General features: G+C 58.0%; 20 protein-coding genes and 1 pseudogene. 9 read left to right on the plus strand and 12 right to left on the minus strand.

Annotated elements, in window-relative coordinates; translation table 11 throughout:
- Positions 1-298 precede the first annotated feature (298 nt).
- Positions 299-3,976, plus strand: coding sequence for a DEAD/DEAH box helicase (locus V1278_RS12085; protein ID WP_334380850.1), 3,678 nt, complete (start codon positions 299-301; stop codon positions 3,974-3,976).
- Between the two features lie 258 nt (positions 3,977-4,234).
- Here V1278_RS12085 and V1278_RS12090 read toward each other — a convergent pair whose 3' ends face one another.
- The 3 genes from V1278_RS12090 to V1278_RS12100 form a co-directional block, all read right to left on the minus strand.
- Positions 4,235-4,396 (minus strand): formylglycine-generating enzyme family protein, encoded by a 162-nt coding sequence (locus tag V1278_RS12090; RefSeq protein WP_334384159.1) that lies wholly within the window; start codon positions 4,394-4,396, stop codon positions 4,235-4,237.
- A 15-nt stretch (positions 4,397-4,411) separates the two neighbouring features.
- Positions 4,412-5,413, minus strand: a complete 1,002-nt coding sequence (locus V1278_RS12095; RefSeq protein ID WP_334380851.1) for a hypothetical protein — start codon at positions 5,411-5,413, stop codon at positions 4,412-4,414.
- 76 nt (positions 5,414-5,489) lie between these two features.
- Positions 5,490-6,116, minus strand: a complete 627-nt coding sequence (locus V1278_RS12100) for a hypothetical protein (RefSeq protein WP_334380852.1) — start codon at positions 6,114-6,116, stop codon at positions 5,490-5,492.
- 1,090 nt (positions 6,117-7,206) lie between these two features.
- Between V1278_RS12100 and V1278_RS12105 the strand changes: the two genes are divergently transcribed.
- The 3 genes from V1278_RS12105 (at position 7,207) to V1278_RS12115 (ending at position 9,717) form a co-directional block, all read left to right on the plus strand.
- A complete protein-coding gene (locus tag V1278_RS12105) occupies positions 7,207-7,332 on the plus strand; it encodes a hypothetical protein (protein WP_334380853.1) in 126 nt (41 codons plus the stop codon).
- A 309-nt stretch (positions 7,333-7,641) separates the two neighbouring features.
- Positions 7,642-9,096, plus strand: a complete 1,455-nt coding sequence (locus V1278_RS12110) for a hypothetical protein (RefSeq protein ID WP_334380854.1) — start codon at positions 7,642-7,644, stop codon at positions 9,094-9,096.
- A 198-nt stretch (positions 9,097-9,294) separates the two neighbouring features.
- The gene (locus V1278_RS12115) at positions 9,295-9,717 is read left to right on the plus strand and encodes a hypothetical protein (RefSeq protein ID WP_334380855.1); all 423 of its coding nucleotides are present in this window, start codon (positions 9,295-9,297) and stop codon (positions 9,715-9,717) included.
- Between the two features lie 411 nt (positions 9,718-10,128).
- On the opposite strand, the gene V1278_RS12120 is transcribed toward V1278_RS12115, so the two are convergent.
- From V1278_RS12120 to V1278_RS12145, 6 genes are all read right to left on the minus strand, one after another.
- A complete protein-coding gene (locus tag V1278_RS12120) occupies positions 10,129-10,608 on the minus strand; it encodes a kelch repeat-containing protein (protein ID WP_334380856.1) in 480 nt (159 codons plus the stop codon).
- A 25-nt stretch (positions 10,609-10,633) separates the two neighbouring features.
- Entirely contained in the window at positions 10,634-13,633 is a 3,000-nt protein-coding gene (locus V1278_RS12125; protein WP_334380857.1) for a galactose oxidase-like domain-containing protein, read from the minus strand.
- Between the two features lie 181 nt (positions 13,634-13,814).
- A complete protein-coding gene (locus V1278_RS12130; RefSeq protein ID WP_334380859.1) occupies positions 13,815-14,231 on the minus strand; it encodes a hypothetical protein in 417 nt (138 codons plus the stop codon).
- A 511-nt stretch (positions 14,232-14,742) separates the two neighbouring features.
- Positions 14,743-15,414 carry a hypothetical protein gene (locus tag V1278_RS12135; protein ID WP_334380860.1) on the minus strand — a complete coding sequence of 224 codons (672 nt, stop codon included), beginning with the start codon at positions 15,412-15,414 and terminating at the stop codon, positions 14,743-14,745.
- A 17-nt stretch (positions 15,415-15,431) separates the two neighbouring features.
- Positions 15,432-15,773 carry a hypothetical protein gene (locus V1278_RS12140; RefSeq protein ID WP_334380861.1) on the minus strand — a complete coding sequence of 114 codons (342 nt, stop codon included), beginning with the start codon at positions 15,771-15,773 and terminating at the stop codon, positions 15,432-15,434.
- A gap of 117 nt (positions 15,774-15,890) precedes the next feature.
- Complete coding sequence (locus V1278_RS12145) at positions 15,891-16,856, minus strand: hypothetical protein (RefSeq protein WP_334380862.1); 966 nt, start codon at positions 16,854-16,856, stop codon at positions 15,891-15,893.
- Between the two features lie 770 nt (positions 16,857-17,626).
- On the opposite strand from V1278_RS12145, the gene V1278_RS12150 reads away from it, so the two are divergent.
- Positions 17,627-17,920: a hypothetical protein gene (locus V1278_RS12150; RefSeq protein ID WP_334380863.1), complete on the plus strand. Its 294-nt coding sequence runs from the start codon at positions 17,627-17,629 to the stop codon at positions 17,918-17,920.
- Between the two features lie 270 nt (positions 17,921-18,190).
- Here V1278_RS12150 and V1278_RS12155 read toward each other — a convergent pair whose 3' ends face one another.
- Entirely contained in the window at positions 18,191-18,364 is a 174-nt protein-coding gene (locus V1278_RS12155) for a hypothetical protein (protein WP_334366946.1), read from the minus strand.
- Between the two features lie 431 nt (positions 18,365-18,795).
- Complete coding sequence (locus V1278_RS12160; protein ID WP_334380864.1) at positions 18,796-19,578, minus strand: response regulator transcription factor; 783 nt, start codon at positions 19,576-19,578, stop codon at positions 18,796-18,798.
- A 478-nt stretch (positions 19,579-20,056) separates the two neighbouring features.
- On the opposite strand from V1278_RS12160, the gene V1278_RS12165 reads away from it, so the two are divergent.
- The 4 genes and pseudogenes from V1278_RS12165 to galE all read left to right on the plus strand — a co-directional run bounded on the left by V1278_RS12165 (position 20,057) and on the right by galE (position 24,739).
- Positions 20,057-20,728 carry a response regulator transcription factor gene (locus tag V1278_RS12165; protein WP_334380865.1) on the plus strand — a complete coding sequence of 224 codons (672 nt, stop codon included), beginning with the start codon at positions 20,057-20,059 and terminating at the stop codon, positions 20,726-20,728.
- 582 nt (positions 20,729-21,310) lie between these two features.
- Positions 21,311-21,652 carry a hypothetical protein gene (locus V1278_RS12170; RefSeq protein ID WP_334366949.1) on the plus strand — a complete coding sequence of 114 codons (342 nt, stop codon included), beginning with the start codon at positions 21,311-21,313 and terminating at the stop codon, positions 21,650-21,652.
- 464 nt (positions 21,653-22,116) lie between these two features.
- Entirely contained in the window at positions 22,117-23,259 is a 1,143-nt protein-coding gene (locus V1278_RS12175; protein WP_334380866.1) for a hypothetical protein, read from the plus strand.
- 481 nt (positions 23,260-23,740) lie between these two features.
- Positions 23,741-24,739 (plus strand): annotated as a pseudogene (gene galE / locus V1278_RS12180) (UDP-glucose 4-epimerase GalE).
- Between the two features lie 198 nt (positions 24,740-24,937).
- Here the strand turns inward: galE and V1278_RS12185 are convergent.
- Positions 24,938-25,897, minus strand: a complete 960-nt coding sequence (locus tag V1278_RS12185; protein WP_334380867.1) for a Wzz/FepE/Etk N-terminal domain-containing protein — start codon at positions 25,895-25,897, stop codon at positions 24,938-24,940.
- Positions 25,898-26,078 lie beyond the last annotated feature (181 nt).

Raw genomic sequence — 26,078 nt, forward strand, 5'->3', positions numbered from 1 at the left:
TACTAAAATGCTGTAAGCGCTCATTTCGAGACATTTAGGCACTCCTGTGCGGCCTTGTTCAAGGTCGGTGGGCATCTATACGGGGTGCGCGACCTACTCGACACTCATCGTGGTCGAGCTGCCGCCGAGCCTCAGAAGCTGAGTAGCCCGCGGGTCACCGAGTGGACAGCCGGACCGCGCTGACACCCCGTGGACGAGGCCGTACGGCGTGCTGATTTGAGTCCTTGGGGAGTTTAGCAAAGAAGGGCTTGCCGCGGCCCGCGCCTAGCGTCACTCTGGTTGCAAAGGGGCGGGTGCCATGGCGTCGGCGCAGGGGCTACAGACCAAGATTTTGCGGCGAGCGAAATCGCCAGAAGACTATGTCGTGTATCGGGCCGCGCTGGAATGGGGGCTGACCGACCCGATCGTGATTGAGAGCCGAGACGATTTTAAATCGGAGTTCCGCTGGAAGGAACGCCTCGATCCCTTCCACCACCAGGTCCAAAACCTCATTACCTTTTGCCGGCGCCTCCCGGTTACCCTTCTCGCGGACGATGTCGGTCTCGGCAAAACGGTATCGGCGGGCCTTGTTGCGAGCGAGCTTATCGCCCGAAACCGCGTTGCCAAGATCCTGATTGTCGCTCCCAAATTACTCGGCCCTCAGTGGAAGGATGAGCTTGAGACGAAGTTCGATATCCTGGGTGAGGTTGTCACCGGAAGCAAACTTGTTTCCGCCGAACCTGACGACGTAGGTGCCGTCATCACGACCTATCATTCGGCGCGGTCGCATTTGGAAAAGATTCCCGACGACCGCTTCGACATGCTGGTGCTGGACGAAGCCCATAAGCTTCGCAATCTCTACGGTGTCGATCCCACACCTCGGGTCGCAAAAATCTTTCATCGAGCTCTTCAGCAGCGCCGCTTCCGCTACGTGCTGATGCTAACGGCCACGCCGATTCAAAATCGGCTCTGGGACCTCTATTCACTGGTCGATCTGCTTACAGTTGCGCGCGGTCACGAAAACCCCTTCGGTAATGAAGGTATGTTCGCCCGCCGGTTCATCGACGACAAGCGCGAGAATGCACGCGTCCTCAAACCCGAAGCGCGGGAGGAGTTTCGAAAGATCGTTTATGGTTATATGTCGCGCGTGCGGCGCGGCGATGCCAATCTGGATTTTCCCGAGCGGAAAATTCAGCTGCACAAGGTTGAACCTTCTGCCGAGGAGCTTGCCCTTATCGAGGCCATCGCCAAGCCTATCCAGAAGCTAAATCGGCTAGCGCAGATAAGCATTCTCCAAGCGCTGACCAGCAGCCCGCATGCGCTTATGGCCCAGCTTCAGACTATGGCTCGCAACGAGACGGTGCCGATGGAGCTTGCGGAGACTGTCAAAGCCATTGTCACACCCATGAAGACGAGCGCGAAGCTTGAAGGGCTGCGTCAACTCGTTTCGTTGCTCAAGCGGGAAAATCCGACCGGCTGGCGTATGGTCGTATTTACTGGGCGCCGTGAAACTCAGACCACGATCCAAGTGTTTCTCGAGGAGCTCGGCCTCAAGGTCGGCATCATCAACGGATCATCCGGCCAACGCAACCAAGAGACCATAGCTCGTTTCCGTGCCGATCCGCCTGAAATCCGTGCGATTGTTTCAACCGAAGCTGGCTCGGAAGGCGTCAATCTTCAGATTGCCAACGTGTTGATCAATTTCGATCTGCCTTGGAATCCAATGATCGTGGAGCAGCGTATCGGTCGCGTTCAGCGCCTCGGCTCTCAGCATAAGAACGTAATCATCTACAATGTGATGCTCGCCGGCACCTTCGAGGAATATATTGTCGGCCGTCTGATGACCAAGTTGCAGATGGCGACCGATGCCATCGGCGATATCGAGTCCTTGCTTGAGGCATCGGGCGTTGCCGATGAGGAAGAGGGTGCCGGTTTCGACGAAAAGATACGCGAGCTTGTGGTTGCGGCACTTGCTGGCCGCGACATGAAAGCTGCCGCAGAGAGGATCGCCCGCAGTATCGAAGCTGCCAAGAAGACCCTCGAAGAAGAGAAAGAGAATATCGAACAAACGCTAGGGTCGCAGGATGGCTACGGCTATGTCGGCCCCCAGACGCCGACGCTCGAAAAGATCAAGCCTTCCATGGATCTCGAGCCATTCGTCCGTGCGGCCTTCACAAGTCTCGGCGGAACCGTCAACGATATCGCTCCTGGTGTTTTGCGCATCACAGGCAAGGGTGGGCCAGAATTGGCGCGCCTCACAGAGGATGCCGGGTCTGATTACGCAAAGGCACCGCTCTATAGGCCAGGGAGTCCCGCCTTTCTTCGCCTTATTGATCGCGTCACGGCTTCCGGCCTTCATGACGTTCAGGATACCGATCATGAGCCGCGGCAGCGGATAGAGGAGCTTGTCGACGAGTGGGTGTCTGGCTTTAGGGGAACGAAGCCGGAGGTGACAATCCAGAGCGTGCAGCGCGGGTTCGAAGGTAATGCTATTGCCCGCGTACGCGCGACAACTGCCCATGACAGTTACGAGCGCATCGTGACGATTACCTGCAATCCAGTCGAGCACACTCAGGCGGCCGCTACGCTCGACGCTATGTCGGATCTACTTCAGCAGCCCGCGGTCGCTGGTCTCAATTCAAATCTCGTTCTGGATGAAGCCAATCGCGACCCAAACATCGTTGAATTTAACCGCTTCTATCTCGAGCGGCGCGACACTGAACTGAGGTCGGCCGGTAAAGATGCTCGGAAGCGCAAGAAGCTGGAAGATGAATTCACGCCGCAGATTGACACAACACTTGTGGCCTTGGACGGGCTGGTGAGCCGGCGGGTAAATCTAAAGGTACGATACCAGCTGGATGGCGCATCATATGAGAGCGACCTCGCCGTCACGCCTTCCGCCGATCGGATCGACACTGCGCCCGCGCTGGAGCCATGCGCGCTGACGCGTGTAGAGGTGCCTGCCGACTGCCTCGCCGCCTGTGAACTGTCGGGCGTGCGCGCGCTAAAGCACCGGTTGGCGCGCTCGGAGGTGAGTGGACGTTATGGATTGCCTGAACATCTCCTTCGCTGTTCGCTTTCTGGGAAGTCGCTCCTCGTTGACGAAGCTGGCATGTCCGACATCACGAATGCTGTCGTTGACCGGACATTGCTCAAATCCTGCACCATCACCGACAAGAAGGGAGAGCCTGCCCATTTTGGGCAATGCGCTTTCACAAGCACCGATGTACTCTCGGAGCACCTTGGCGAAAGCGAGGTTTCGGGCAAGCTCTATCGGCTTGATCAAGAGGCGTCCTCCGTAGTCTCCGGCAAGCGCGGACATGGCCGGGAATTTGTCCGCTGCCAAGAAACCAAACGCACCTTGCTGCCGCGTGAGGCCGAACGCTGCGCCAAGACGGGACGGATCGTCGCACCAGACGTCCTTCAAGCCTGCGCGGTCACAGGCAAGCGCGTGCTGCCCAGCGAGCTTCGGACATCGTCCGTCAGCGGCAAACGCGTGCTGGCGGAGCATTTGGTCTCGAGCAATCTGTCCGGCGCTATTTTCCTAGCAGATGAGGGCATCCGCTCCGCTTACGGGAAGTTCTGCGCGCCAATCGAGGCGAAGTACTGCCAGTGGAGCGGTGCCGCTACCCATCCGGATGATCTCAAGACCTGCGCCCTCTTGGGTCTCTCTGTTCATTTCCAGTACCTGTCAGACGAGACACGTCGTCTTCAGCCTATTGAAGAGCTTCTCGCCGGCAGGCGTCGCACCGTGGATGCACGAGATCGTTGGGGCATCATCCTTCCTTCGGTGTCATCAGCGGTAAACACGAAGAAGTGCCAAATCGAGTCCGGACAACTCTCGCCTGATGGTCAAAAGCTCGCTCTCGCCGTCGAGATCAAGTCCTTGCTCGGGCTCAGAACGCAACATGCGGCGATGCTCTACTCACTCAGAGACAATGCGATCCTCGGCAATATCGCGATCGTGAAGCGACACGGGCGTGGCGGTTTTCGCTAACGCAGCAAGCGACGTCATGCCGAGGCGCTTGCCGAGCTCGAGGCCCGTTGGGCCAACCTGCGTGCCGGACCTTAGAAGGGCGAAGTGTTGCCTTTCAGGAATTTAATATCTCATGGTCCTGGCCACTGTGAAACCTAGAGTGTCGAACTGAACTTTGCGGTGGCGCTTGAAGCGGATGGCGGAGCGCACGAGCTCGGTCTCATTGTGCCCGGAGCCGCCTCGTATAACGCGATAGGTTGGATCGGCGTCCTGAAGCAGCTATGCTGACCCGTCTGCTGGTGCACCTTTATAGTTCTCGTGCCAACTATCTTCCACCCACTCCCAGACGTTGCCGTGCACATCGTAGAGCCCAAACGCGTTTGGCGCAAAAGATCCGACGGGTGCGGTCTGGATCGCAACGGTCTGGGGCGCTGGCCGGATGCGTACGTTGGACGATCAGGGGCACTGCGGCATCCAAGGCTTACTGCGGCACAAACGGGAAAGATCCGGCGGTGGCGGTGGCGGTGGTGGTGGTGGTGGTGGTGGTGGTGGTGCCGGTGTAGCAGCGTAGCCAAGGCGTTTCGAGAGAGTTTCGTTGAGCATGTATGCTTCACTCTCGAAGCTATCGTCGCCGTAACCGAACATGAGAGTTTCCAGAAAATAGTTCGCAACGAAGGTGTCAATGCCCAATTGGTCATACTGGCGCACATGAATCAGTTCATGTAGCAAAAGTAAGAATGCGCGGACGAATGCTTCAGGCGCAGCTCCTGATGCACCTTTCGTGAGATTGGCGACTGTGAACGCTGGTGCGGTCAACAAGGCGTTTAGACGGTCATCCTTTATTATGATAAGATTGTCGAGCGTGATTGCAGCTTTATTGTATCTAGCTGGCAAATAGATCCCAGCTGTCGAGCTGCTCTCGGCCAATAGCTTTGCCTTTCCTACGTGCGATTGGTCGAATCTAGGCAACCCATCAATGAGCGGGGAGGACGCCATTATTTCATTGGCAAGATTCCGCACGCTTTGTGGGATGGGGACCGCCCGATCCTTGAGCACCTGGATATGCAGCCAAGCGGCATCCTTTGTTTGCACTGGAAGCGGAAGCCGCAACGTTCCTCGTACGGCCAAGTCAATGATTTTGTTGACCGGCAGTAACTCACATTGAACATCTTGCCAGCGGCCCCCGGTCTCGATCACTGTTTCAATTATGACGCAGTCGGGAAAGAGTTGACAGGCGGGAAGGCAGCAATGAGGTGCAACAACGCACTTGGCCAAGGTCTGGGTACATTTACTAACTTCACGATGCGTCGGCGGCTTCCAGATTGGCTCCAGCAACTTATGGCAGATGTTATACTCGTCAGCGGCGGCCGATGGCGCCATTATGGCCAACAAAACGCCTGCGAATATGAAGCCGCCAGTCAGCCATGAGATTTTGCGCACTGTGCTTTTTGAAACCACGATGACGCTCCCCTGTGAGAGAGGTTTCGATAGAAACGACCCACGGTAAGCCTACGTTGTGTTGTACATCATCGCTCTACATCGGCGGCACGAGGTCCTTGCCGATAGCAATAAGCGTGGTCGAAAAGGTGCCGTCTGGCCGCTGCGACGCAGCAGGCATGAACACATGGCGGCCAAGTCGTAGACCTCCTGTGTCTCCGGACTCCAAAATCACGACAGACGTGTCGGATGGAGCTACCACTGTCTTCTCGCGGTCATGGTAGCGAAGCGTGAGGACGTAACCACCCGCGTTAGCCTCGGCACGTCGCACAGTACCATTCGTTATGGTGGTCTCCTTCGTTAGGTCCCAAGGGTGCTGCCCTTCGCCGGCGCCGCTCATCTCCTTCGGGTGGACTATTACGGAGAGCGCGGTCAGCCTGCTATCTGATCGAGGGATTGCGATGGTGCTGACGAAGGTGCCCGGCGCAACCGTCTCCAACTTAGCCGGGACCACGAAGACGACCTTGGCGTCGGAGGTTAATTCTACCCGTACAGTTCTTCCGTCGCGCGTCCGAATCGACAGGGACTGGCCATGGACACCGACGATCTCGCCTCGCATCCGAACGGGCGACGCGTCCAGCGCCGTCGCGGCCGATGTGGTGGCGAGCGCAACCAGAAGGATAAAGATGCACCTACACCAGATTGCCATTATTCTCTCCCCCATCAGGAATCCCGGTGGTGGCGACGGCTTTCAGCTGCAGTCTTCAGATAAGGTTGGCGGCACACGAAATCATGGTTTTTTGGTGCCCCGCTGTCAAATCAAAACTTGTGCTTGGTGGCGGATCCGGTGGCTGTCACCATCGTGATCCTGGAAGATCTCGACCGCCCGATAGGTGAGCCGGACATCCACCCGACGGCCGATTAGCCGGTGACGGCGAGTTGTGGGCCGATATTTACGTGCCTGAGAATGCGACCGGACCAGTGACGTTCATCGTCTTGGATGACCACGAGTATCGGTTCGTCCCTTAAGCCATGATGCACGGAGAGTGTGATGTTTGGTTGGTTCAAATCCGAGGATCGTCAGCGTAGAAGCAAAATCAGACTGGACCGCAAACACCTTGAAGCCAGGGCGCGTCGTTTCCTGAAAAGCTATCTTGAAGCAGATGAAATGCGAAAGCCTCAGTTCTATCGGCCGTTGAGGACCTGCAAGAAAATGCCAGCCAGCCGAATTAGGTTTAGCCCAGCCCTGACTTGGATGATGGTCGGATTGCGGAGGCGACGTCTCAGGCAGCGACGCAAATGATGTTAGATCGCTAGAAAGGCGACCGGATTGGAGACTTCGTCATTGACGCCTGCGCTACAGTGGCGGTCGCATACCACCGTGCGGCAGGTGTCTACGTAAAGGACGAAAAGATGCAGCAGTTAGGAGCTGCCGCCGTCCATCTTTTACCGATGGCAACTTCATAAACGAGTTCGTAAAAAGAAGAATAGCGGAAAGACCAGCGAGCAACGAGCATGGTCAAAGTAAGCCGCCGCGTCCGCCGGAAATTCGTTGCTAAAAGGATCAAGATAAGATTGTTCCGACTGCTCCATAAAAACGTTGGTGGTACGCCGATCCTTAGATTGCGACGTTGAAGATACCGATCCGATACATCGGGGGCAGCGGAATTCCCAAGTCAGCCTCAGCGTGTCGGTCCGAAGAAGACGGTCAGGTAGATTTTGCACGCCCACGCCGACGGCATCACGACGTTCAGCACGGCGACCCAAGTCATCAGCCCGATCATGTTGGGTCTGGCGACCGCGGAGCGCGTTACATGACGCTGGAAACCATTGCGCCTATCAGCGATAATCTTGTCGTCGGGTTGCCTGCCATGGCAACCTGGCAAGCCCGGCCCTGGTCGGCGTTCGTGGTGGCCATTCAGAAGCTACACCACGCTTAAGGACACGATCTGTATTGCCTTTCTATCAACACGGGTGTCTACTTCGAACCTATCCATCTTCCATCCTTCGATTGTCTCGAGAAGGAGTAGGTCGAGATGCCAAGCCTCCAGGTTGTCATTCTCAAAGCTAGTGCCACTGTTCGCGTCGCCATCCGCTGAACAACCCCATTGGTTTAAGCGAGCCTGGAGGTGATAACCACCGGATTTGCTGGCAGATCGGCGCTATCCAGATCACGCCACCCTTGGCAATTATTGCTTCAGCTAAGAGGCGAACCTCCGTCGTGTGTAGCTCACCGAGCGAGGTGCTATATGTCACATCGTCGCACAATGAGATGTTTCATTTTTAGTGTCATCTTGTCTGTATTGAGTACGGGCGTGCCTCAGGTTTGGGCCGATACAAATCGGGTGTTGACGACAAGTGAACAGGCGGCCTCCGCATTCACACTCTACACGAGATTATATCCTCAAGAAACGCCGGCAGCTGGTCCGTCACCTCATTTGCCATGGGAATTTCCTGTCGACAAGCAGGAGGTATGGTCCAAAAGAGTAGAGCGCCCGTCTGACCACGCGTCCATCGACGTAGCGTTCATCGAATTCGAGGATAATGGCTCTTCAAAGAATCCTGAACAGCTGCAAACTGCTCTCGCTCTAATCGATGAGGCGCGTGAGAGCCCCAATGGCGCAGTAGTTGTCGTCTTCACCCATGGATGGTTCCACGGCAAGGACTGGAGCGATAGTCATTTTGCCTCCTTCAGGCAAATCCTCATGCACCTGGCAGTGCGCGAGGAGGAACGTGCCGGCGCCAAAAGAAGAGTGGTAGGTATCTATCTTGGCTGGAAGGGTGGGACTGGGTTGGTACACCAGATTCCCCTTCTCAATCTCAGCACGTTCGGCAATCGTCTTCGTGCTGCCGAACACATTGGCCTTGGCGGCGCGTTTCAGAGAGCGATCTCCCGAATTGTCGAATCCACGAAACGCCCGACACTTGACGACCGCATGAATCCGCTAGTCGTAGTCGGGCACTCAATGGGGGCCCTAATGACCGAGGTCGCCTTGCTCCAGCTGCTGCGTGATGACGGTTTTCCTGAGGTCTACATTGTGGGCGGAGATAGGGCGGGCCAGCGAATACTCTTTCCTGACTTGTTCCTCCTGCTCAACTTGGCGGCCGATTCCAAGATCGCGGAGGCTATTCGCGCTGAGCTTCGCAAGCGACCGGTAGCACCTCACCGCCGTAAAACACCTTACCAAGCACCACTGTTCATTTCCGCCACCTCAGAGGCGGATTGGGCCACCAAGTATGCCTATCGGCTTGGCAAGTGGGGACGTGTAACCGACGGCAACAGCGATGCGCTCGTGACGCACCAGCTCATGCGGGAGCCCAATGGGGCCTACTGTCCTCCGAAACCAGGGACCGATTTCGGACAACCTTGGCACTGCTTACGAGAGCCCAGTATTAAGCCCGACAACAAGCGAATGAACAGTGTCGCAATCGACCTCCCGCAGAGGAACGATCCACGTTCCCATTGCCACCTGCGCTATCACCTTGCGGCGCGGCTACAGCACTATGAAGTCGACCCGTTCTGGTTTTTCAAGATGCCCATCGATATCAGCGCGGGCCACAACGACATCTTCAACGAACGTGGGAGCCTGCTCACCATGGCTCTTATGCAAGTTTCCGGCGCGATTATGAGTCTCTCTGAGAACTATGAAGAGAATTTTGAAGGCAAAGGCGAAGCTGAATGCCCACTGCCCAAACTTCCGTAGCAGCGCAGCCATCGCGCTTGGGCGCTCACTCTGGGGCTTCTGGCCAAGCTCTCCTTCTAGGGGAACGCGACCGGATGCCGCTCGCCTTCGCGCCACGGCTGGCCAAATTTGGTTGCAGTAAGTTCAGGAAACACATGTTTCAATCGCGGACGACTTACCATTGAATGAATGTGTTCGGCGGCAGTGTGGGAGGCGGATATGAAGAAATGGGGTCCGTTGATAGGGTACCTGCTTGCGCTGTTCGTCGTGGTGCCTGTAATCGCCGGAGGTGTATTTTCGCTCGGAAGTTCGCGAAGCCTAAACCTCTTGCTCGTGATTACAGGAGCACTGACCGGTTGGGTTGTCGGAATGCTGATGGCTCCCGTATCAAAGAGCGAGGCGAAGCATTTTCCTGAGTATGGAAAGGCGATTTCAACATTCGCGGCGGGCTACCTGGTGGCCAAGGCGGATAAGCTATTTGACCTGTATTTCAAGGACGGAAGCGCCATAGACGAGCTGCTAATTGGACGCTTGGCGATGTTTGTTAGCGCGTTCGCGGTGGGTGCATTATCGACATATGTTTGGCGCATGTACGTTTCGTCCGGCGGCGAGGAATTGCCTAAGACTCCTGCGCATGGCTAAGTGGATACGCGAAAGCCTGATCGTCTCGGCCTTGGCCCATGTGGCTCCGCGAAAGCAGCGGTCATAAGCAATGCAATGGTAAGCTGGGATTGGCCTTGGATAATAAGCCGGACTTCTTTTGCAATAACCACCATCGCAATTGGCGGAGCGAGGCAAGCGGATGCGAAACGATGATTGCGGCCATTGTTCAGGCGCTGAGAGCGAGCCGGTGATCGATCCACGAGTAACTGGACAAGGTTAGACAAATCCACTGTAACTGATTGATACCCATTGATTAGACAGTTTTGATTTTCTACCGGTCTGATTATGTTCATGAAAAATGAGCCTGAAAACCGCAGTGTCGGTGGTTCGATCCCGTCCTGGGCACCACGGCGCTTCTAAGCGCCTGATTTCCAAAGCAATTCAGTAACATCAACGGCTTAGCGCTACCGTGGCTTTTGAGAATGTGCCCATCGAGAGATACGGCGGGCTGAACACCTCCCTCGAGCGCTGGTCGCGCTCCACCACGCCCGGCCGGGGATCGACGCCGCCCGCCGTAAGCACGCGGCCGTCGGGGAGAAGCACGGCAATCGAATGGTACTGCCGCGGGTGTTCCATCGGCGCCATCGGCGTCCAGGTGTCATTTCGAGGATCGTAGAGCTCGGGTTCAAGCACCGTCTGCGGATCGGCGTTCCACTTGCCGGCGCGCTGCCCGCCAACGACGAAGATGGTGCCGTCCGGGAGGAGCACGGCGTTCACGTTGACGCGTGGGTAGTGCATGTCTGCCGTGCGCGTCCACGCCGGCGGCGGCGCGAGTGTGGTAAGGTCGATCGTCTCGGCAGTCTGCGGGTTCCGGACGGTCGCCGCTCCCGAAACGCCGCCACATGCGATCTTGATGTTGATGAAGCGCACCCTTTCAGGGCCGTTCCATGCACGATCACCCGAGCTGCTGCCAAGCCGCCTCCGACGGCACCCCGTTCGCCTTCACGATGAACAGCATGTAGAACCCGGGCGGCGCAAGATTGCCGTTCGCCGGCGCGCGCACGCTCACGTGCGCGGCGGTGCGCCCGGTAATTGCCAGCTTCACGTAGCGCTGTCCCGCGTCGGTGTGATGGGTCACCGCGCCGGGCCGGATTAGCACCACGGAATCCACGCCATTCGGGTCGGGCGTGTCGATGTCGAAGGCTGCGCCGTACGCGACCGCCGCCGGCGCCGCCGTGATCACAGGGCGGGGACCCATCAAGAGATACGGCGGGCTGAACACCTCCATCGAGCGCTGGTCGCGCTCCACCACGCCCGGCCGGGGATCGACGCCGCCCGCCGTAAGCACGCGGCCGTCGGGGAGAAGCACGGCAATCGAATGGTACTGCCGCGGGTGTTCCATCGGAGCCATCGGCGTCCAGGTGTCGTTTCGAGGATCGTAGAGCTCGGATTCAAGCACCGCCTGCGGATCGGCGTTCCACTTGCCGGCGCGCTGCCCGCCAACGACGAAGATGGTGCCGTCCGGGAGGAGCACGGCGTTCACGTTGACGCGTGGGTAGTGCATGTCTGCCGTGCGCGTCCACGCCGGCGGCGGCGCGAGTGTGGTAAGGTCGATCGTCTCGGCAGTCTGCGGGTTCCGGACGGTCGCCGCTCCCGAAACGCCGCCACCGACGATCGTCACACGTGCCGTAGGAGGCGTCGCAGAGGTGTCGACCTGGATCACCGCCGTGCCCTCCTGGCGGTCGTTGAACTGCAGGGCGCCGAGATCGCTCCAGGTCCCGGACGTCGGCCCGGTGAGCGAGAGGTACGCGGTGTTCGTGTTGCCGGTTGCCGCCATCGCCCAGCCGGCGCGCGAATAGAAGATCTGGCCGCTCGGCACGACGTGGAGGCTGGGATAGAGCTCGGGGAAATTGCGCGTGGCGCCGGTGACTAACGTCCAGTTGCCCGTCGCCGTGGTATACACCTCGACGTCCGATACGCCCGACCCGGAGAACGCCATCACGCGGCCGTCCGCCAGCGGTACCAGGGTTGGATACCAGCGGGCGCGCAGCATGTCGTTCACCTTGGTCCACGTTTCGGTCGCTGGGTCGAAGATGTGCGTCGAGTCGAGCGAACCTGCCGGAGCGCCGCCGCCAACGAGCAGGCGTCCGTCGCGCAGGAATGTCTGGCCAGCGCAGAACAGGTCCTCGCCGAACAGCTGCGTCGTCATCGTGCCGGTGACCGGGTCCCACACCCGGGACTCGAGCGGATCGCCCACTTCCGCCGTCCCCGCCCAGAGAAGCACTCTGCCGGTCCGCATGACTGCCGCATGCACGATGAAGATCGACGAGTCGGGGAGCCGCTCCCACGTGCCGGCGCCGCCTCCGCACGGGTGGAGATCGACGACGGGACACTCGTCGGGATGATGGAGCGGCAGCTCGAAGCAGTACGCACTCGCGAGCTCCTTGGTGACCCTCATGGTCTGGATGCTGCGCACCAGCGCCGCCATCCCTTCCATCATGTGCATCTCGACGTGGCAGTGGACAAGGAAGTCGCCGCGGAGGCGCACCTTCTTCCCGGGCTCGAGATCGGATCCGTGGCCGTGACCGTGCGAATCGGATCCGTGATCATGCGAGTGAGATTCGAGATCGTGCGAATGGGAATCGGACCCGTGAGTGTGTGAGTCCGTGTGGGCATGGCCCGCGGCGCCATGTGTGCCGCCGTGAGGCGTCTGTCCGCCGCCGGCGTGGCCGCCGCCTGGGTGCCCGCCGGCAGCCGCCGCCGCGCCGCCCGCGCGTCCGCGCCCCGCGTTCCTCGGCAGCAACCCGGGGACGTCGCGCAGGTGAATCTCGCCCTCCTTGCCGCAGCAATGCGATGCGTGGTCCGCGCAGTCGCCCTTGAGCGGCAGCAGGACGACCGGCGGAACCACGGTGTCGGCGATGAACGACTCTGCCGGACCGAGGCTTCTCGTGTCCATGGTCTCGTCGCCGACCCGGAACCGCTGGCCGTGCACGTGAAAGTTGTGCCACATCATCCCGAGGTCGAGGTTGAAGACGTACCAGCGGATCCGGCGTCCAACCTTCGCGCGAATCGTCGGCGTGTTGCCGATGAAGCTTCGCCCGTTGATGCACAGCGACTCCTTTGCCGCCGCGGCGGCCTGACTCACAGTATGCGGTTCCGCGCCCTGATGCGTCCAGGTGACGATGCCTCCTGGCCTCACGGTCACGTCGTCGGCGTCGAACCGTCCCGGGCCGTCCTTGATCGACACGCTTGCGCCGGCGGGTCCCCCCATGGTGACGCGCACGATGCCCTGCATCGGGTGGAAGCGGCAGAAGTACTCGAACGTTCCCTCGTCGGGGAAGGCGTGCGCGAAGGTTCCGCCCGGCGAGAGCGTGCCGCTGTCGAAGCCGGTGTCGGCGTGTCCGGCGCCATGTCCGTGCGCTCCGCCCGAGAGACGATGAAGGAAGAACGGCACCTCGAGGTCGGGCTCGCAGCACCGTGGATCGCGAACGATCAAGCCGCCGAACAGCCCGAGGTTCACGTGGTCGTAGATGTCGGTGTAGTGATCGTGGAAGGGCCACGCGCCGATCGTCTCCTCCGTCACGTCGAACGTGCAGCACCACTCATCGCCCGGGCAGATCACGTCGCTACGGCGTCCGTCAGCGTCGGCAACCCCAAACGGCCACGAGCCGTCGGAATCGATGCCGTAGACGAGGCCGTGAACGTGGAAGCTGTGCGGGAAGTCGTCCGCGTTCAGCACGTGAATGAACAGCCGCTCTCCAGGCTCGGCGTAGAGGACCGCGCCAGGCACCCGGCGGTCGTACCGCGGCTCGTTGATGTCGGCGGGCGCGATCGGGTCGGTGTTCGGAATTGTGAACGCGGGATCAAGATATTCCCGATAGACGACGGCGTCGAGCTTGCGTTGCTCGACCTCGGCATGCGGAATGTGCGTGTCCTCATGCGTGGGATTGCGCATGCAGTCGCGGCGATGCTTGTGGTGTTCCGCATCGTCGGGCGCGACGGGGCTGTACGCGGGGATCTTCTCAATCTTGAGGTAGATGTCGCGGCACCGGTCGGGAGGCTTCGGAACGTGGCACCGATCGTGCCGCCCGTGGGCGTGGCCGCACCATCCGCAGCGTACCGGCGGGTGATCATGATCATGGTCGTGATCGTCGCCCTCTCCGTGGCTGTGGCCGTGGTCGTCTTTTTGCTCTTGTCTTTTTTTTTTCCGTGCCGTGTCCGGATCCCTTTGGTGCTTCGAGGACCTCGCCCGGCACGTCGATGGCGGCGATAGGCAGCAGCTTCCCGGCGCTCCAGCGCAGATCGCGCCGCGCGCTGTGAACGGCGCCGTTCGGCAGCCGGACGTCGATCACGACGTCGGGGCTGTCCTCGACGAAGTCGGCAAACGTGTCGTCACCGCCGGCGATTTCGAATCGGCCATCGTCTGCGGTCGCCGCTTCGCCGATCAGATCGTCGACGTAGTCATCGCGATCGTAGGCGCAAACCTGGGCGCGCGCGATTGGTTTTCCGGAGGCCTGCTCTCGCACGTGTCCCACGATGGCCTGAATGTTCATGATCCTATCCTGTCCAGTTGCCTCGACGACGATCGGCTCACTCTATGGAAATCGTTGTGAACGATAGCGGTTTGATTGAGGCGCACACGCTACTTGTGCAACGCGACGCGCGTAACTTTGAACTAGTTCAACTTTGAAATCTGCTACAGCGACGGGCATAGGAGTTCCTTTCGATCACTGCGAAAGAGAGCTCGGAGGCCACTCAGAACAATTGAACGCAAAGAGCCGTAGCTAACGCTTGATGGAGGTCAGGGGCGTCCGAGGAACTTGCATCGCAAACAAGCGCGCACCTCCCCTCTGGATAAAAGATCCATTCACTCGACGGTGCCGTCAGCACGAATAGTAGTGAAACATGGGTCGTGGTAAGTTTCAATCGCGATTTTTGGTTGCGTCAAAAAATGACGCATAGATTGTATCCGGGCTTCCGGCCGCGCGCTAACACTTGATCCTGTCTTGATCGTGGGCGCTCCCGCCAACTGAAGAGCACTACTGAATTCGGTGCGCCTAATGCTCAACAGTAAGCCGCCGCGTTGCACTGCGATCTTTCTTTTCCCGCCATCGCTCGTTCAGCTCCGCCCATTGGGTCAGAGGCCATGGTCTTGGCAACCTGCTCGACCAACACATCGCGCCGAACAAGATATTCGAACCGCTGGTCGTCGCCAACCACCGCAACAAAACGCGCAGGCATCGATAGAAACGACCTCAACTGCCCCGCTGCGTTCTTCGATCTCAGCTCGCTAGACCGAACGACCACGACGTTGCAATCGGCGCCAAGAACCAACTCGAGCTCTTCGGCATTGATCCAGCGCGCATGCTCCTGCGTGTTCGTTGCAGGATCCACCACAACCCATTCCTCCGGCTCCGCCGGTGTGGGCACTGGAACAGGTGGCTGCTGGACACGCTGCAGAAACTCCTTCAGCAGTTCGATGCCCGTGTTGGGGTCGCCAGGCGCATGTGGGTAGCCGAGCCTTCCGTGGCGGGAGACGACAACAGCATTGCGCTGCGAAGTGACGTTGGCATACGCTTCGGCATGCGCCCGCTCCAGCCACGGATAGCGATGGGCGAACGCCCAACGAATTTTCGCCGGCTCCGCCCATCCGACGAATCGCTTCCTCACGGCTCCGGACGTTTCGACGAATACGAAGCACTCGATGCCCTTCATTCGAGCAAAGACGATGGCCATGATGAACAGGCGTGAAGTTAGCCATTCCCCACCGGTACCCAAGTTGATTCGGCGTAGTCGCCGGTACCTTCGTCCGTCAACTGGGTGAGAAATGTTCTCGCAGTAGAGTCGTTGACCTGAATCGCCGTAGCCTTGTGGCGGAGATCCAAGGCGTTGGGAGACCCCGACCACTTTGGAACAAAGGGCTTTGCGTGCGCGAGTTCCAAAGAAACGCCTGCAAACTCGAGCTTCTTCACCCGGCCGGCCAAGCCTTCAACTACGATCGGAATCTTGGATCGATAAGCGAGGAGAATGGCCAAGACGATAATTGCCCATATAACGGCGCTGAGCGCCGCGGCTATATCCAACGTGGTCTTCATAGCCTCACCCCTTACGTCCGCTGTGGGTGTCTGCTCGGCCGTCGGCGCTGCCCCTTCTCCTGCATCCTCTCGTTGTAGTTAACCGGGTGGCGAGCGGTCAAAAAGGTCTGGGCGCGATCAGCCTGGCGAACTGAACGCCCTGGTACTTTCAGACCTATCTTGCACACGAGTTCTCCATGCTTGGCTCGCAAGGGCCTTGCGATCGACCAATCCACGAAACTTGTGGTGACGGTCGACGATAGCCACAAAATCGTCGTTCCGCTTGAGGATGGCCTCGACGAGTGCACTATTCGGCGTGTCCTGCTCTTCTGTGCACCATGCGTCGCTCAGTGTAGGCCCAAGCCACCGCTCAAGAAGTTCACCTGTAATCCACGTCGTTTTTTCCCAAACTTTTTCCGAAACCGTTGGGTTCGTTGGTGATGTCGATTCCCACTGCTGATAATCCCTCTCTTCGCCTTTAGGCGGCTCTGTTTTGCGCTGCAGTGTCTCGACATAATTCTTTGCTATGTGGCGCAATGTCGCGGAGTTCGATGTCGGAAACATCGCATTTCCTAGCTTCGCAGTCGCGCCTCCAAATTCCACCTCAAACCAAGGGTGCCGGGCAGCCAACGCTTTCCACACTGCTTTTGGCGAGGCAATACCGAGAAACGCTTTGCGGGTTGAACTCGACTTCTCCAAGAACACGAAGGCCCGCACCCCAGTCACCTCGCCCAGAACAAGAGCGAAAAGAAATAGCCGGGACGACAACCACTCTTTGCCCGATCCCAGATCGACGATCGCGCAATCTGCGGGGGCAGGCTTCGAAAGCTCGTCGAAGAGGGTTACAGTGTAGCTGTCGATGAGATGAGCGGACGATAGCTGCCGCACGTCTATTTCTGGGGGAGACCATGACGGGCTTAGCACGGGCACGGTCGCAAGTTCTACTGAAACATGATAAACAGAAACCTTTCGGGCCCGCCGGATGACTTCACCCAGCAGCTCGACGAGAGGCCCGCGAAACAAGATCAGCGCCAGGACAACGACGAGGGGCCAGGCAAGCGCGTTGATGAGGTCAAGAGCTGATTTCACGTCGTCCAGCTCCATGAGAGCCTGCACTGTCGCGATCATTGCATTGACATTATAGAGACACCGCGAGTTGGCTCGTGTGAGCCACTTCACACACGGTTGGTTCAATCTGGAAGGGCCGTGTAGCGAGCCTTCGACGTTCCGCGGCTCGACTGCGACTGAGCGGCTCGACTTGAACGACGGCTTGCTGGCTAGCGAGCTCCGACGAACAGAGACTCGTCAAGCGTGAGACCGCAAGGTTGCGGGGCTGCAGGAGGAAGCGGTCCGGAGATTTGAAGTACTTTACATCCCTGTGTTCTTGGTCCGGGCTAAGATGGCGAAGCTTCTTACTTTGAAGGAGGCATCTGATGTTCGCGACAATTAAATGGAACTCCCGATATAACGCTCGCGAATGGGTGATGATGGCTGGGGCGCTCGTCGTCCAACTCAGCGCACTGAAAGCAAAACGACAAAAGGGTTGAAAGCAAACCAGGGCGGCCACTCTGGAAACACTTCGACGACACCCATCATTGGGACTCAACCGCGGAGGAATGGGTCCCCAACCATGATCGGTGATCGTGCAACGCATTATGCGTCCCGCAGGGCGAATTCCGAGACTTCAAGATCCCTCTCACTGACGGCCCGACGGTCTCTCAGAATATTTGTTTATCGGGGTAGACCGGAAGTGATCGGCGGAAGGTCAAAACGGCGCCTTTGACACACCCGGACCTTGCATCATAGGGATTTCCTGTGAACCTCTGCAGCCACTCCTAGAGCTACCCATGGGGGCTCTACGGAGGGATTAGGTCATGGCTATTGTACAATTTACACGCTTCAAGAGCGACAAACATGAGGAAATGATCAAGACCGCCAAGCAGGCGAAGGCAATCTTCGAAAAGCACGGTGCTGAATTTCTTCGGCTTTCCCGGTTTCACACGGGTATGTGGGCCGGGGAGTTTCTTATCTCTACGCGCTATTCCAGTTGGGAAGTGTACGGAAAGGTACGGGAGGCATTGGCAAAGGACGAAGCATTCGCAAAGCTGTACGCGCACACAGCTACCTTTGCCGAGCGTTTAGGCTTGCCCATGATCGACAGCCGATAAACAATTTCGGGGCGTTGATTTAAATCAAGACAGACATTCTGCTTGCGTGATCGATTTGACTATTTCGCCGTGGATGCGTGGCGCGCCCCAAAGCGGATTGTCGACGCTCATCCGCCGGATCAATCCGCGCAGCTCCATGTCGATCTGCGGTCGCCCTCCCTGTGGGCGCGACTTCCAACGCCAGTAGCCGCGAAAGCCGGCCCTGTGCCAACGCACGAGCGTCTCTGGCCGGATCATCGTGAGGACCTGCAGGATTGAGGGAAACCAGCGCTACAGCTGGATCAAGAACCAGCGATCCTGGTTCGTCAGCCTGGCGCGACCATGCAGCCTGCGCCGCAAGACAATCAACTGATGTCGAAGCGCCGCGTTCTCCGCTTCCAGCCGCAACTTCGACTTGAAGGGCGAGGCCAGGACGGCTAGCACGAAACACAGCAGCCCGATCATTCCACCAGCTTAGGCGTTTCTATCACGTCATCAACTCGGATGGGGTTTTCGGTACACACAACCTTTGCAGAAGCGATTTCCGGGATCCCGCCGGCAACGGCAGCCCCAGTCAGTGCGCCCGCTGTCAAGGGACGAGCACGGATGATGCGAGGGTCGTCCTCCGGGCTCAACAACCCAAGAGAGCCGCGAGGGCTTCCGCTCTGCGAGAGCCGCTCAGTCGTTCCTAACGGGAACGTCCTAGATCGCTTTGGTGAGTGTCCTGACCAGACGAGTAGCCGGCGTCACGGCTCTCATGCATACTGTGGTCGCCTCCGTGCCCCTCCGAAGTGTAGGTGCTGTTTCTCCAGCAAGTTGGCGCCTTACCGTGATTTGTTTCGATTTCTTTCGTGGTTCACCGCGTTAGCGGTGTCGATGCCCCGACCCGCTCGATTTCAGTGATCAGCCTGGCGGGCTTGAGAAGTCATCGGCTCCCATCGGCGATCGAGGGCAGGTGAGTTGTTGTTTGTCGATTGTGTCAGAAACGCGTTGTTCATACCCCAGATTGCCGCTTGTGTCCGGTTCTGGACCCGGATCTTGCGAAGGATCGCTTTGACGTGGACCTTAACGGTGGCCTCTGTAATATCCATTTTTCGCGCGATGCATTTGTTGGAGTGGCCTTCGACCAGGCAGCGCAGGATCGATTTCTCGCGTTGGGAAAGGTGCGGCTCGATCCTATCCGCTGCTGCGAGGAGCATCGCCTGATCGTTGCGTTCGTCGCTCGATGCCGTCCCGCTCAAGTGTTCCCCCTCGGGATCGAGGACGAAAGACAGAAATGCGGGCGGAAAGACTTTTTCACCCATCATCACCAGTTCAAGGGATTTGATGAAAACATCGCACGTCATCACATCGACGAAATAGCCGTTAGCACCTGCCCGAAATGCTGAAGCCACCTCGCCTACCCCATATTGATCGGCCACGATCGCAATTCGCCCGCTCGGGTACTGATTTTTGAAAAGTTCGATTTGTTCAACGGCGGAGTCAAAGTTATCTCCTGTATGGACAATGAGAAACAACAGCTGGTGTGGTGGGAGTTTGGTTGCGGGCAAATCATCGGCGCATAATGCCGAGGCTATGATACGGAAATTGACGGAGCGCAGGATACTAGCAAGTCCTTCTCTGAATAATATGCTTTTTCCAACAAGAATGGCTGCAAAAGATTGGCGGCGGCTCCGCATGGCAATCCTCCCCCACCACTTTTTTCAAAAAATAAAGCGTACATCTGGGGGTCTCGAGCGGACCCTCTCATTTTTTTGTCACCGGGCGAGGTGTCTCTCCCAGTTGGAAATCCTGGTGTCGAACGTCTTGTTGCAGGTTGTGTCAGTTAGATTTCAAGAGCTCCCAGCTTCAGGTTTAAAGAGTTCCCAGCTTCAGGTTTAGTGAACCTTTTATGAATACTAGAGGTGAATTCCCGATATCCATATATATCTTTGGTTATAGGCTGGAGGAGCAGGTGGTGATGGATGTTGTGGTTGTCGCAAGCGACGGTGAGCAGCCAAGCAGCCTCGGGTCTCTCGTGACAAAATACTATGCGCTGTGATGTGCATTGCGCCACGGCAAATTCAATGCTGCGCATGTTTCAAAAAAGGACGGCTCCGGGAAACATGCGCGGATGCCCGGCGTTAAATGGCTCAAAGGCAAGGCTAAGGAGCAGCCATGCAGTGTACGCGTGTGGTGCTCGCCGATCGCCATCCAGTGGTTATTCAAGGTTTGATGAGCGTACTCCGCGGGCAAAGTGGCTTTGAAGTTGTTGCGTGTTGCAGTGATGGAAAAAGCTGCTTGGAAGCGATCCGCAATTTGGTTCCGGACATCGCCCTTCTCGACATCTCAATGCCTGACTTGACTGGGCTGGAGATCCTCACCATCGCTAACTCAGAGGGGCTTTCCACGCGGGTGATCTTTTTCACCGCATCTGTCGACGACCGCAAATTCGTTTTGTCAGCCGCGGCCGGCGCCTACGGCGTCATTCTGAAGGATGTGGCGCCTGAAATTCTCGTGCAGTCCTTGCGGCAGGTCGCGGCTGGCCAAAGGCTGTTGCCGCTTCCCTCCTGTAGTCAGGCTGCTTCTGAAGAACAAAGAAATATCGCGATTACGGAAAACGCGCTGGCTATGCTGACAGAACGCGAGCGCCAGATTATGCGGTTGGTGTCCGAAGGATTGTCGAACAAGGAAATCGGGCGCCGCCTGAACATTGCCGACGGCACTATCAAAGTTCATCTCCATCACATTTTTCAGAAGCTTGAAATCAGCAATCGGACAGTGCTCGCGGCGCTCGCCATATCGCGAAGCGACAATACTCCCCCTTTGAAATCAGGTACTCCCCCTTGAGATCAGGTCCCCTAGCTTCGCGGCGATTAAGACGCTTTCGCAGACGGCTCAATCCCACCCCGCGGGCGTGAGCAGCGCTGGCAAGATTGCGCTCAACATCATGATGATGGCCTCGACCAACTTCGCTGAAGTTTCGAAGCCCTTTGCGAAACGGCGCGGTGCCTTCGCGATTGTGCCGCAGAAGCAGTGGCAACCCTGGGGAAATCTGCAATGAGCGTGTCGACCTGGAAGGGCACGACATACTGCGCATGGTGTCACGACCGGATCCCGATCAGCTGCGCTAAGGCCGGCATTTCAACTGAGGCCGAGATGCGGCGCGGTTTTCTGAGATCACTCCAAAGTGGGACTCGTCGGTTCAAGTGTTTTCCCTAACGGTGAGAGGAGGGGACGCCTAAGGGAGGGCTGGTCTACGGAATAGGTTTGAACAATGCGGGTTTGCGGAGCGGTTCGGGTCGGCTTGTTCACTGCATTCATTGCAGCGGCCTCGCTCGGCGAACAGGTCCGGGGATGCCTCGCGTTCTTTGTGTAGCGGCAGAAAGGAGAGGAAGTGGCAGGACGGTACTGGGAACCGTCGACCTGCCGTTGAATACCGCGGACTTCCCATCGTTTTTTGCTCTAGGCGCAGCCAACCAATCCGAACGTCATCGCTTTACGAATTCATTCACGACACCAGTCAATTTGATCAAGCGAGCCGTGGAATTCGTGCTGACGGCCAATAGCGCGCAATTTGCGGCTTACGTTCTGGTCCTTGAGCACGTCCAGAGCATTACCTTGACGTTGCAAAAGGGCTCCGAGAATCTGTCGCCTGCAAACGTGTTAATTGGCACGAGGTCTTGGGCATATTCGCAAGAGGCGCTCGATATTTTTGCAGAACTTGATGCGCGAGTGAGCGGGTCGGGTCATCTACTTAATTGCAGCGACTGATCCTGCTACTCCCTTTTGATTACCTCTACTGCGAGATCGACAAACGACCGGTGAAGGCTGTGTCATAAGAAATCACTATGCCCTAGGACCAAACTTGAGTTATCGCGATTGTCTTTCAGACTGATGGCCTTGCAGGCTCTGGCCGGCTATTGAGGTGGCTCCAAGGACGGAAACCCAGTTTCCTGGTGGACCAACACACCGGTGACATGACCACAGCCCATCGGGGCGTTTCATCTCAAAGGAGGGCGCGTCGATTGCTTTTTTTGCCAACCCATTGGCTGCCGAGGTCCAAATTGCCTAGGTTCAGAACATTCGAGGGCTCACGCCGAACAAGCAGAGGCGTTGCACGCACATCTTTTGCTTTAGCAGTGTGTGTTCTGTGGGCTTTTATTGAAGCTGCGGCGGACAAGGGGCTATGCGGTGAAAGCGATACCCGCGCCCTCTCGTTCGTTGCACCAACCGAAATGGAATCCAAGATCGCGCGGTCTAACGCCTTGCGCGACAAATCCTTAGTGGTCCCGCGGGTCGTTGAAACGACGCTCGTCGGGCACAAGCAGAATCTCAAATCGGGCCGTGAGAAAAGCGATGTTCTCGCAGATCGGCTCAAACCCATTCAACAGTTAGATGCAGCGCAGGGCGAAGCCGCGCAAGCGCCGCAATGCGCCCCGGCTTGCGAGCAAAGGCACGCGCTTGAACATGGACAGAAGTGCGACAGTGCTGAAGTCCTTGCACGTGCACTTACCTCGTCACTCCGAGAAGAGCTCGATGCGATGCGATCCGCGACTGAAGCGGCAAGGATCAAGCAAAAGCAGGCGCTTGATCACGAGCGCGGCAGGGCAGACGCGCTTGAGCGTGAACTTGCCTCCCTCTGGGCAGAACTCGATGCCGCGCGGATCGCAGGCTTTGAAGACCTGAAGGCCACCGAGGCGGAGAGAAAGCAGAGGCAGGCGCTCGAACAGGAGCGCGGCAGGGCAGACGCGCTTGAGGGTGAGCTTGTCTCGGTCCGGGCAGAACTCGATGCCGCGCGGATCGCAGGCTTTGAAGACCTGCAAGCCACCGAGGCGGAGAGAAAGCAGAGGCAGGCGCTCGAACAGGAGCGCGGCAGGGCAGACGCGCTTGAGGGTGAGCTTGTCTCGGTCCGGGCAGAACTCGATGCCGCGCGGATCGCAGGCTCGGACGCCGTGCAAGCCACCGAGGCGGAGAGAAAGCAGAGGCAGGCGTTCGAACAGGAGCGCGGCAGGGCAGACGCGCTTGAGGGTGAGCTTGCCTCGGTCCGGGCAGAACTCGATGCCGCGCGGATTATAGGCCAGGAAGTTACGCCAGCCGCCGCGGCAGAGGTCCAGCAAAAGCAGACGATGAAACGGGAGCGAGACAGAGCAGAGGCACTTGCGCGCGAACTTACCTCTGTCAGGAGCGAGCTCGAAGCCGCAAACCGGCAGATCGCCGCCTTGAACGCTCTGCATGCCCTGCAATCACGCGAGCCGGCCGTTAATAGCTCGCCCGAGCGGATGGGCGAGCCCCCTTCGAGCACGACTGAGGAAGAGGCGCTCAGCGGAGCAGATCTCTGCGGCGGCCGCCGCTTCGACCCCAGGACGGTCGCCCGCTGAGCCAAAGTCGACCGCTCGCGAAGCCGCATCGGATTTTGATCCGGAAGTGGCCAGGGAGACAGAGCGATCTACGCCGGCGGACGCCGCTTCCTCTCGCTTCCACGTGGACGAACAGAGGCTGCTTGCTCGGGCAGACACACTGCTCCGGCAAGCTGACATTAGCGGCGCTCGCCTGTTACTCGAACATGCTCTTGAGCGCGGCAGCCCGCGAGCCGCCTTTATGCTGGCCGAGACTTATGACGCGCGCGTGCTGCAATCGTGGGGCGCAGGCGGAATCTCGGGGGATCCTACGAAGGCGCGCGAACTATATGAACGAGCTCGGGCAGGCGGCATTTAGGATGCGAAGACGCGGATCGAAACTTTGAAATAGGCATCGGCTTGTCGCCGACCGCCTCACGGTAGTCAGTTGGAGATGGCGATGCGCATTGCGCAGAGTTTTCTACGTTGGCGCTCGCTTGTGACTCGTCGAAAGGAGTGCCGAATGACGATAATGATCACGGGGGGTGCCGGGTTCATTGGCGGTCATACAGTTCTCGCTTTTCTCGATCGGGGTGAAATTCCGATTGTGCTGGATGATCTGTCGACTGGTAACACAACGGCAATTCCGCCAGGCGTCCCTTTCTTTGCCGGCGACGTCGGAGATACGGAGCTTGTACTGCGTCTCGTACAAAACCATAAGATTGAGGCTATTCTACATTTGGCCGCCAAAATAGTCGTTCCGGATTCAGTCGCCGATCCGCTCAACTATTATCTCAACAATACGGTCAAAACACATGCTCTGCTACAAGCAGCGGTGAGGGGAAACGTAAAGCACTTTGTTTTCTCTTCAACGGCTGCAGTCTATGGCAACCCAGGTTTTGCGCCCGTAAAGGAGACAGCTGATCCAGCGCCGCTTTCGCCTTATGGAAGGTCAAAGCTAATGTCCCAAATCAAAGCTAATGTCAGAGTATATGCTGGCTGATGTAGGCGCAGCACATGATCTGCGGTATGTGATCCTGCGTTACTTTAACGTGACGGGAGCCGATCCGGCCGGACGACTTGGTCAATCGACACAAGGTGCGACGCACCTAATCAAAGTGGCACTGGAGACAGCGCTTCACCGGCGGCCTTACTTGAGTATTTATGGCAGCGATTACCCGACACCCGACGGGACATGCGTGCGAGATTACGTGCATGTTTCCGATTTGGCTCGTGCGCACCTTGCGGCGCTCGATTGTCTTCGGGAAGGTGGTGTGTCCCGAACGCTCAATTGCGGCTATGGACGCGGGTATTCGGTCAGAGAGGTTGTTGACACAGTAAGGAGGGTCGCGGAAATTGATTTCGAAACTCGCCAAGCGCCCCGTCGGGCGGGAGATCCCGCCTCAATTGTGGCAAACAGCGAGCAACTCATGAAACTGGGATGGAAGCCAGAATTAAATGATTTGCCAACAATGATTGAGCATGCCCACAATGGGAAAAAAAGTTGACCGCGGTTACATAGTGGCGGGTTAACCGTCCGTCTGGTGGAAATGTCTAGATTAATTTACCGGTTGAGATTGCTGCAGACCGCTCTTTTGCAAAACTCGGCGCGCGGCGGTGTCGTCTGCGCGGTAATCTAGCCAGTTTACTGGGTGCGTCTGGGATCGCATCCCTCAGCCAAACTACTGATCCGAAATTCTTTCCTGCGAAATTGCGACGGCTACACGCGGACATTCTGGCCAGCGCAGCCTCCCACGATGGCGACTTTGTCCCGGGTCTGTTTGCGCGGCGTGAGCCACAGAGCCAGGCATATCCCGACACCGAGCGCCGCGCCCGCGGTAAGCCCAAGTATCAAAGTGATAGAAGGCCCGGAAGGGATAAAGGTACTCTCGGCCGCAACAAATGACTGTCCTGTGACGAGACTGGCGGCATCGTCGTCAGGTGCATTACGCAAGGCGATCAGGCGATTCTGCAGAGTTTCCAGCCTCGTGCGCGCGAGAGCGTAGCTCGGGTGACGTACGCCGTATATCGAGGAAAGCTGGTTTAGTTCGCGCTCAGCGGCGGCCTGGGAATCAGATAATTGCTGCAACATCCGAGCGCGGAGGTATTCCAAGGCAACTGTGTTGGCGAGGGTGGTGGCCTGCTCCGGATCGCTTGCGGTAACCGCCACCGATATCAAATAGGAGCGCGGCGGGTTGGTCACCGTGACCATCCGCATCAGCCGGTTCGCTGCAAGATCGCGGGGCGTCGGCGTCGCCGCCTTCATACCGAGCGCTGCTCGCGTGCCTAAGAGCACGCGCCACATGGTCGACTCGCGTGCGAAGTCAGGATCCTTGTCAAGGCCAAGCCGAGCCACTGCGGCGCTGGCCGTCGTCGGCGAGCGGATGGCGCGCGCTACGCTGTCTACAAGTGCGACAGCATCCACGGTCGCGATCGACTGGGTTTTGACGCCGGTGGCTGGCTCATCACGAATGAAGTTGAGCTGGATCATGGCTTGGCTCGAATAGCGTGGTCCGATTAGCACGAGCGTGATTGATGCGGCCGAAAGTGCCAGCAAAAGGATTCCTATAATCAGTGGTTTTTGATGCCAGAGAATTCCTAGCGTTTTGCGTGCGACTTCCTCGTAATAGGCTTGCGCAAGGATACCCTCATTTTTCTTAATCTTTAGCTGCGCTGTCATTCTAGGCGTTCCAGGCTCCAAGGTTGCGGACCTTGCGGTTGGTTGGGTCAGCTCCTGACTGCGCTGATCGCAAGCCTCGTAGCGGCAACAGGGTGAACGTCTCGTAGCAGCAACAGAGTGAACGCCGGATCAGGCACGATGGAAAGGATTGCAGTCGGGGTAATCCGCAAGAGTTATGCCG

It is taken from the genome of Bradyrhizobium sp. AZCC 1577 (assembly GCF_036924575.1).
Classification (GTDB): domain Bacteria; phylum Pseudomonadota; class Alphaproteobacteria; order Rhizobiales; family Xanthobacteraceae; genus Bradyrhizobium.

What these genes read in the sequence shown, in the direction of transcription:
- V1278_RS12085 (WP_334380850.1), top strand. Translation starts at nt 299, where the DNA reads ATGGCGTCGGCGCAGGGGCTACAGACCAAGATTTTGCGGCGAGCGAAA.
- V1278_RS12100 (WP_334380852.1), bottom strand. Translation starts at nt 6,116, where the DNA reads ATGGGGGAGAGAATAATGGCAATCTGGTGTAGGTGCATCTTTATCCTT.
- V1278_RS12105 (WP_334380853.1), top strand. Translation starts at nt 7,207, where the DNA reads ATGACGCTGGAAACCATTGCGCCTATCAGCGATAATCTTGTCGTCGGG.
- V1278_RS12110 (WP_334380854.1), top strand. Translation starts at nt 7,642, where the DNA reads ATGTCACATCGTCGCACAATGAGATGTTTCATTTTTAGTGTCATCTTG.
- V1278_RS12115 (WP_334380855.1), top strand. Translation starts at nt 9,295, where the DNA reads ATGAAGAAATGGGGTCCGTTGATAGGGTACCTGCTTGCGCTGTTCGTC.
- V1278_RS12125 (WP_334380857.1), bottom strand. Translation starts at nt 13,633, where the DNA reads ATGCGCAATCCCACGCATGAGGACACGCACATTCCGCATGCCGAGGTC.
- V1278_RS12130 (WP_334380859.1), bottom strand. Translation starts at nt 14,231, where the DNA reads ATGAACATTCAGGCCATCGTGGGACACGTGCGAGAGCAGGCCTCCGGA.
- V1278_RS12135 (WP_334380860.1), bottom strand. Translation starts at nt 15,414, where the DNA reads ATGGCCATCGTCTTTGCTCGAATGAAGGGCATCGAGTGCTTCGTATTC.
- V1278_RS12140 (WP_334380861.1), bottom strand. Translation starts at nt 15,773, where the DNA reads ATGAAGACCACGTTGGATATAGCCGCGGCGCTCAGCGCCGTTATATGG.
- V1278_RS12145 (WP_334380862.1), bottom strand. Translation starts at nt 16,856, where the DNA reads ATGGAGCTGGACGACGTGAAATCAGCTCTTGACCTCATCAACGCGCTT.
- V1278_RS12150 (WP_334380863.1), top strand. Translation starts at nt 17,627, where the DNA reads ATGGCTATTGTACAATTTACACGCTTCAAGAGCGACAAACATGAGGAA.
- V1278_RS12155 (WP_334366946.1), bottom strand. Translation starts at nt 18,364, where the DNA reads ATGATCGGGCTGCTGTGTTTCGTGCTAGCCGTCCTGGCCTCGCCCTTC.
- V1278_RS12160 (WP_334380864.1), bottom strand. Translation starts at nt 19,578, where the DNA reads ATGCGGAGCCGCCGCCAATCTTTTGCAGCCATTCTTGTTGGAAAAAGC.
- V1278_RS12165 (WP_334380865.1), top strand. Translation starts at nt 20,057, where the DNA reads ATGCAGTGTACGCGTGTGGTGCTCGCCGATCGCCATCCAGTGGTTATT.
- V1278_RS12175 (WP_334380866.1), top strand. Translation starts at nt 22,117, where the DNA reads ATGGAATCCAAGATCGCGCGGTCTAACGCCTTGCGCGACAAATCCTTA.
- V1278_RS12185 (WP_334380867.1), bottom strand. Translation starts at nt 25,897, where the DNA reads ATGACAGCGCAGCTAAAGATTAAGAAAAATGAGGGTATCCTTGCGCAA.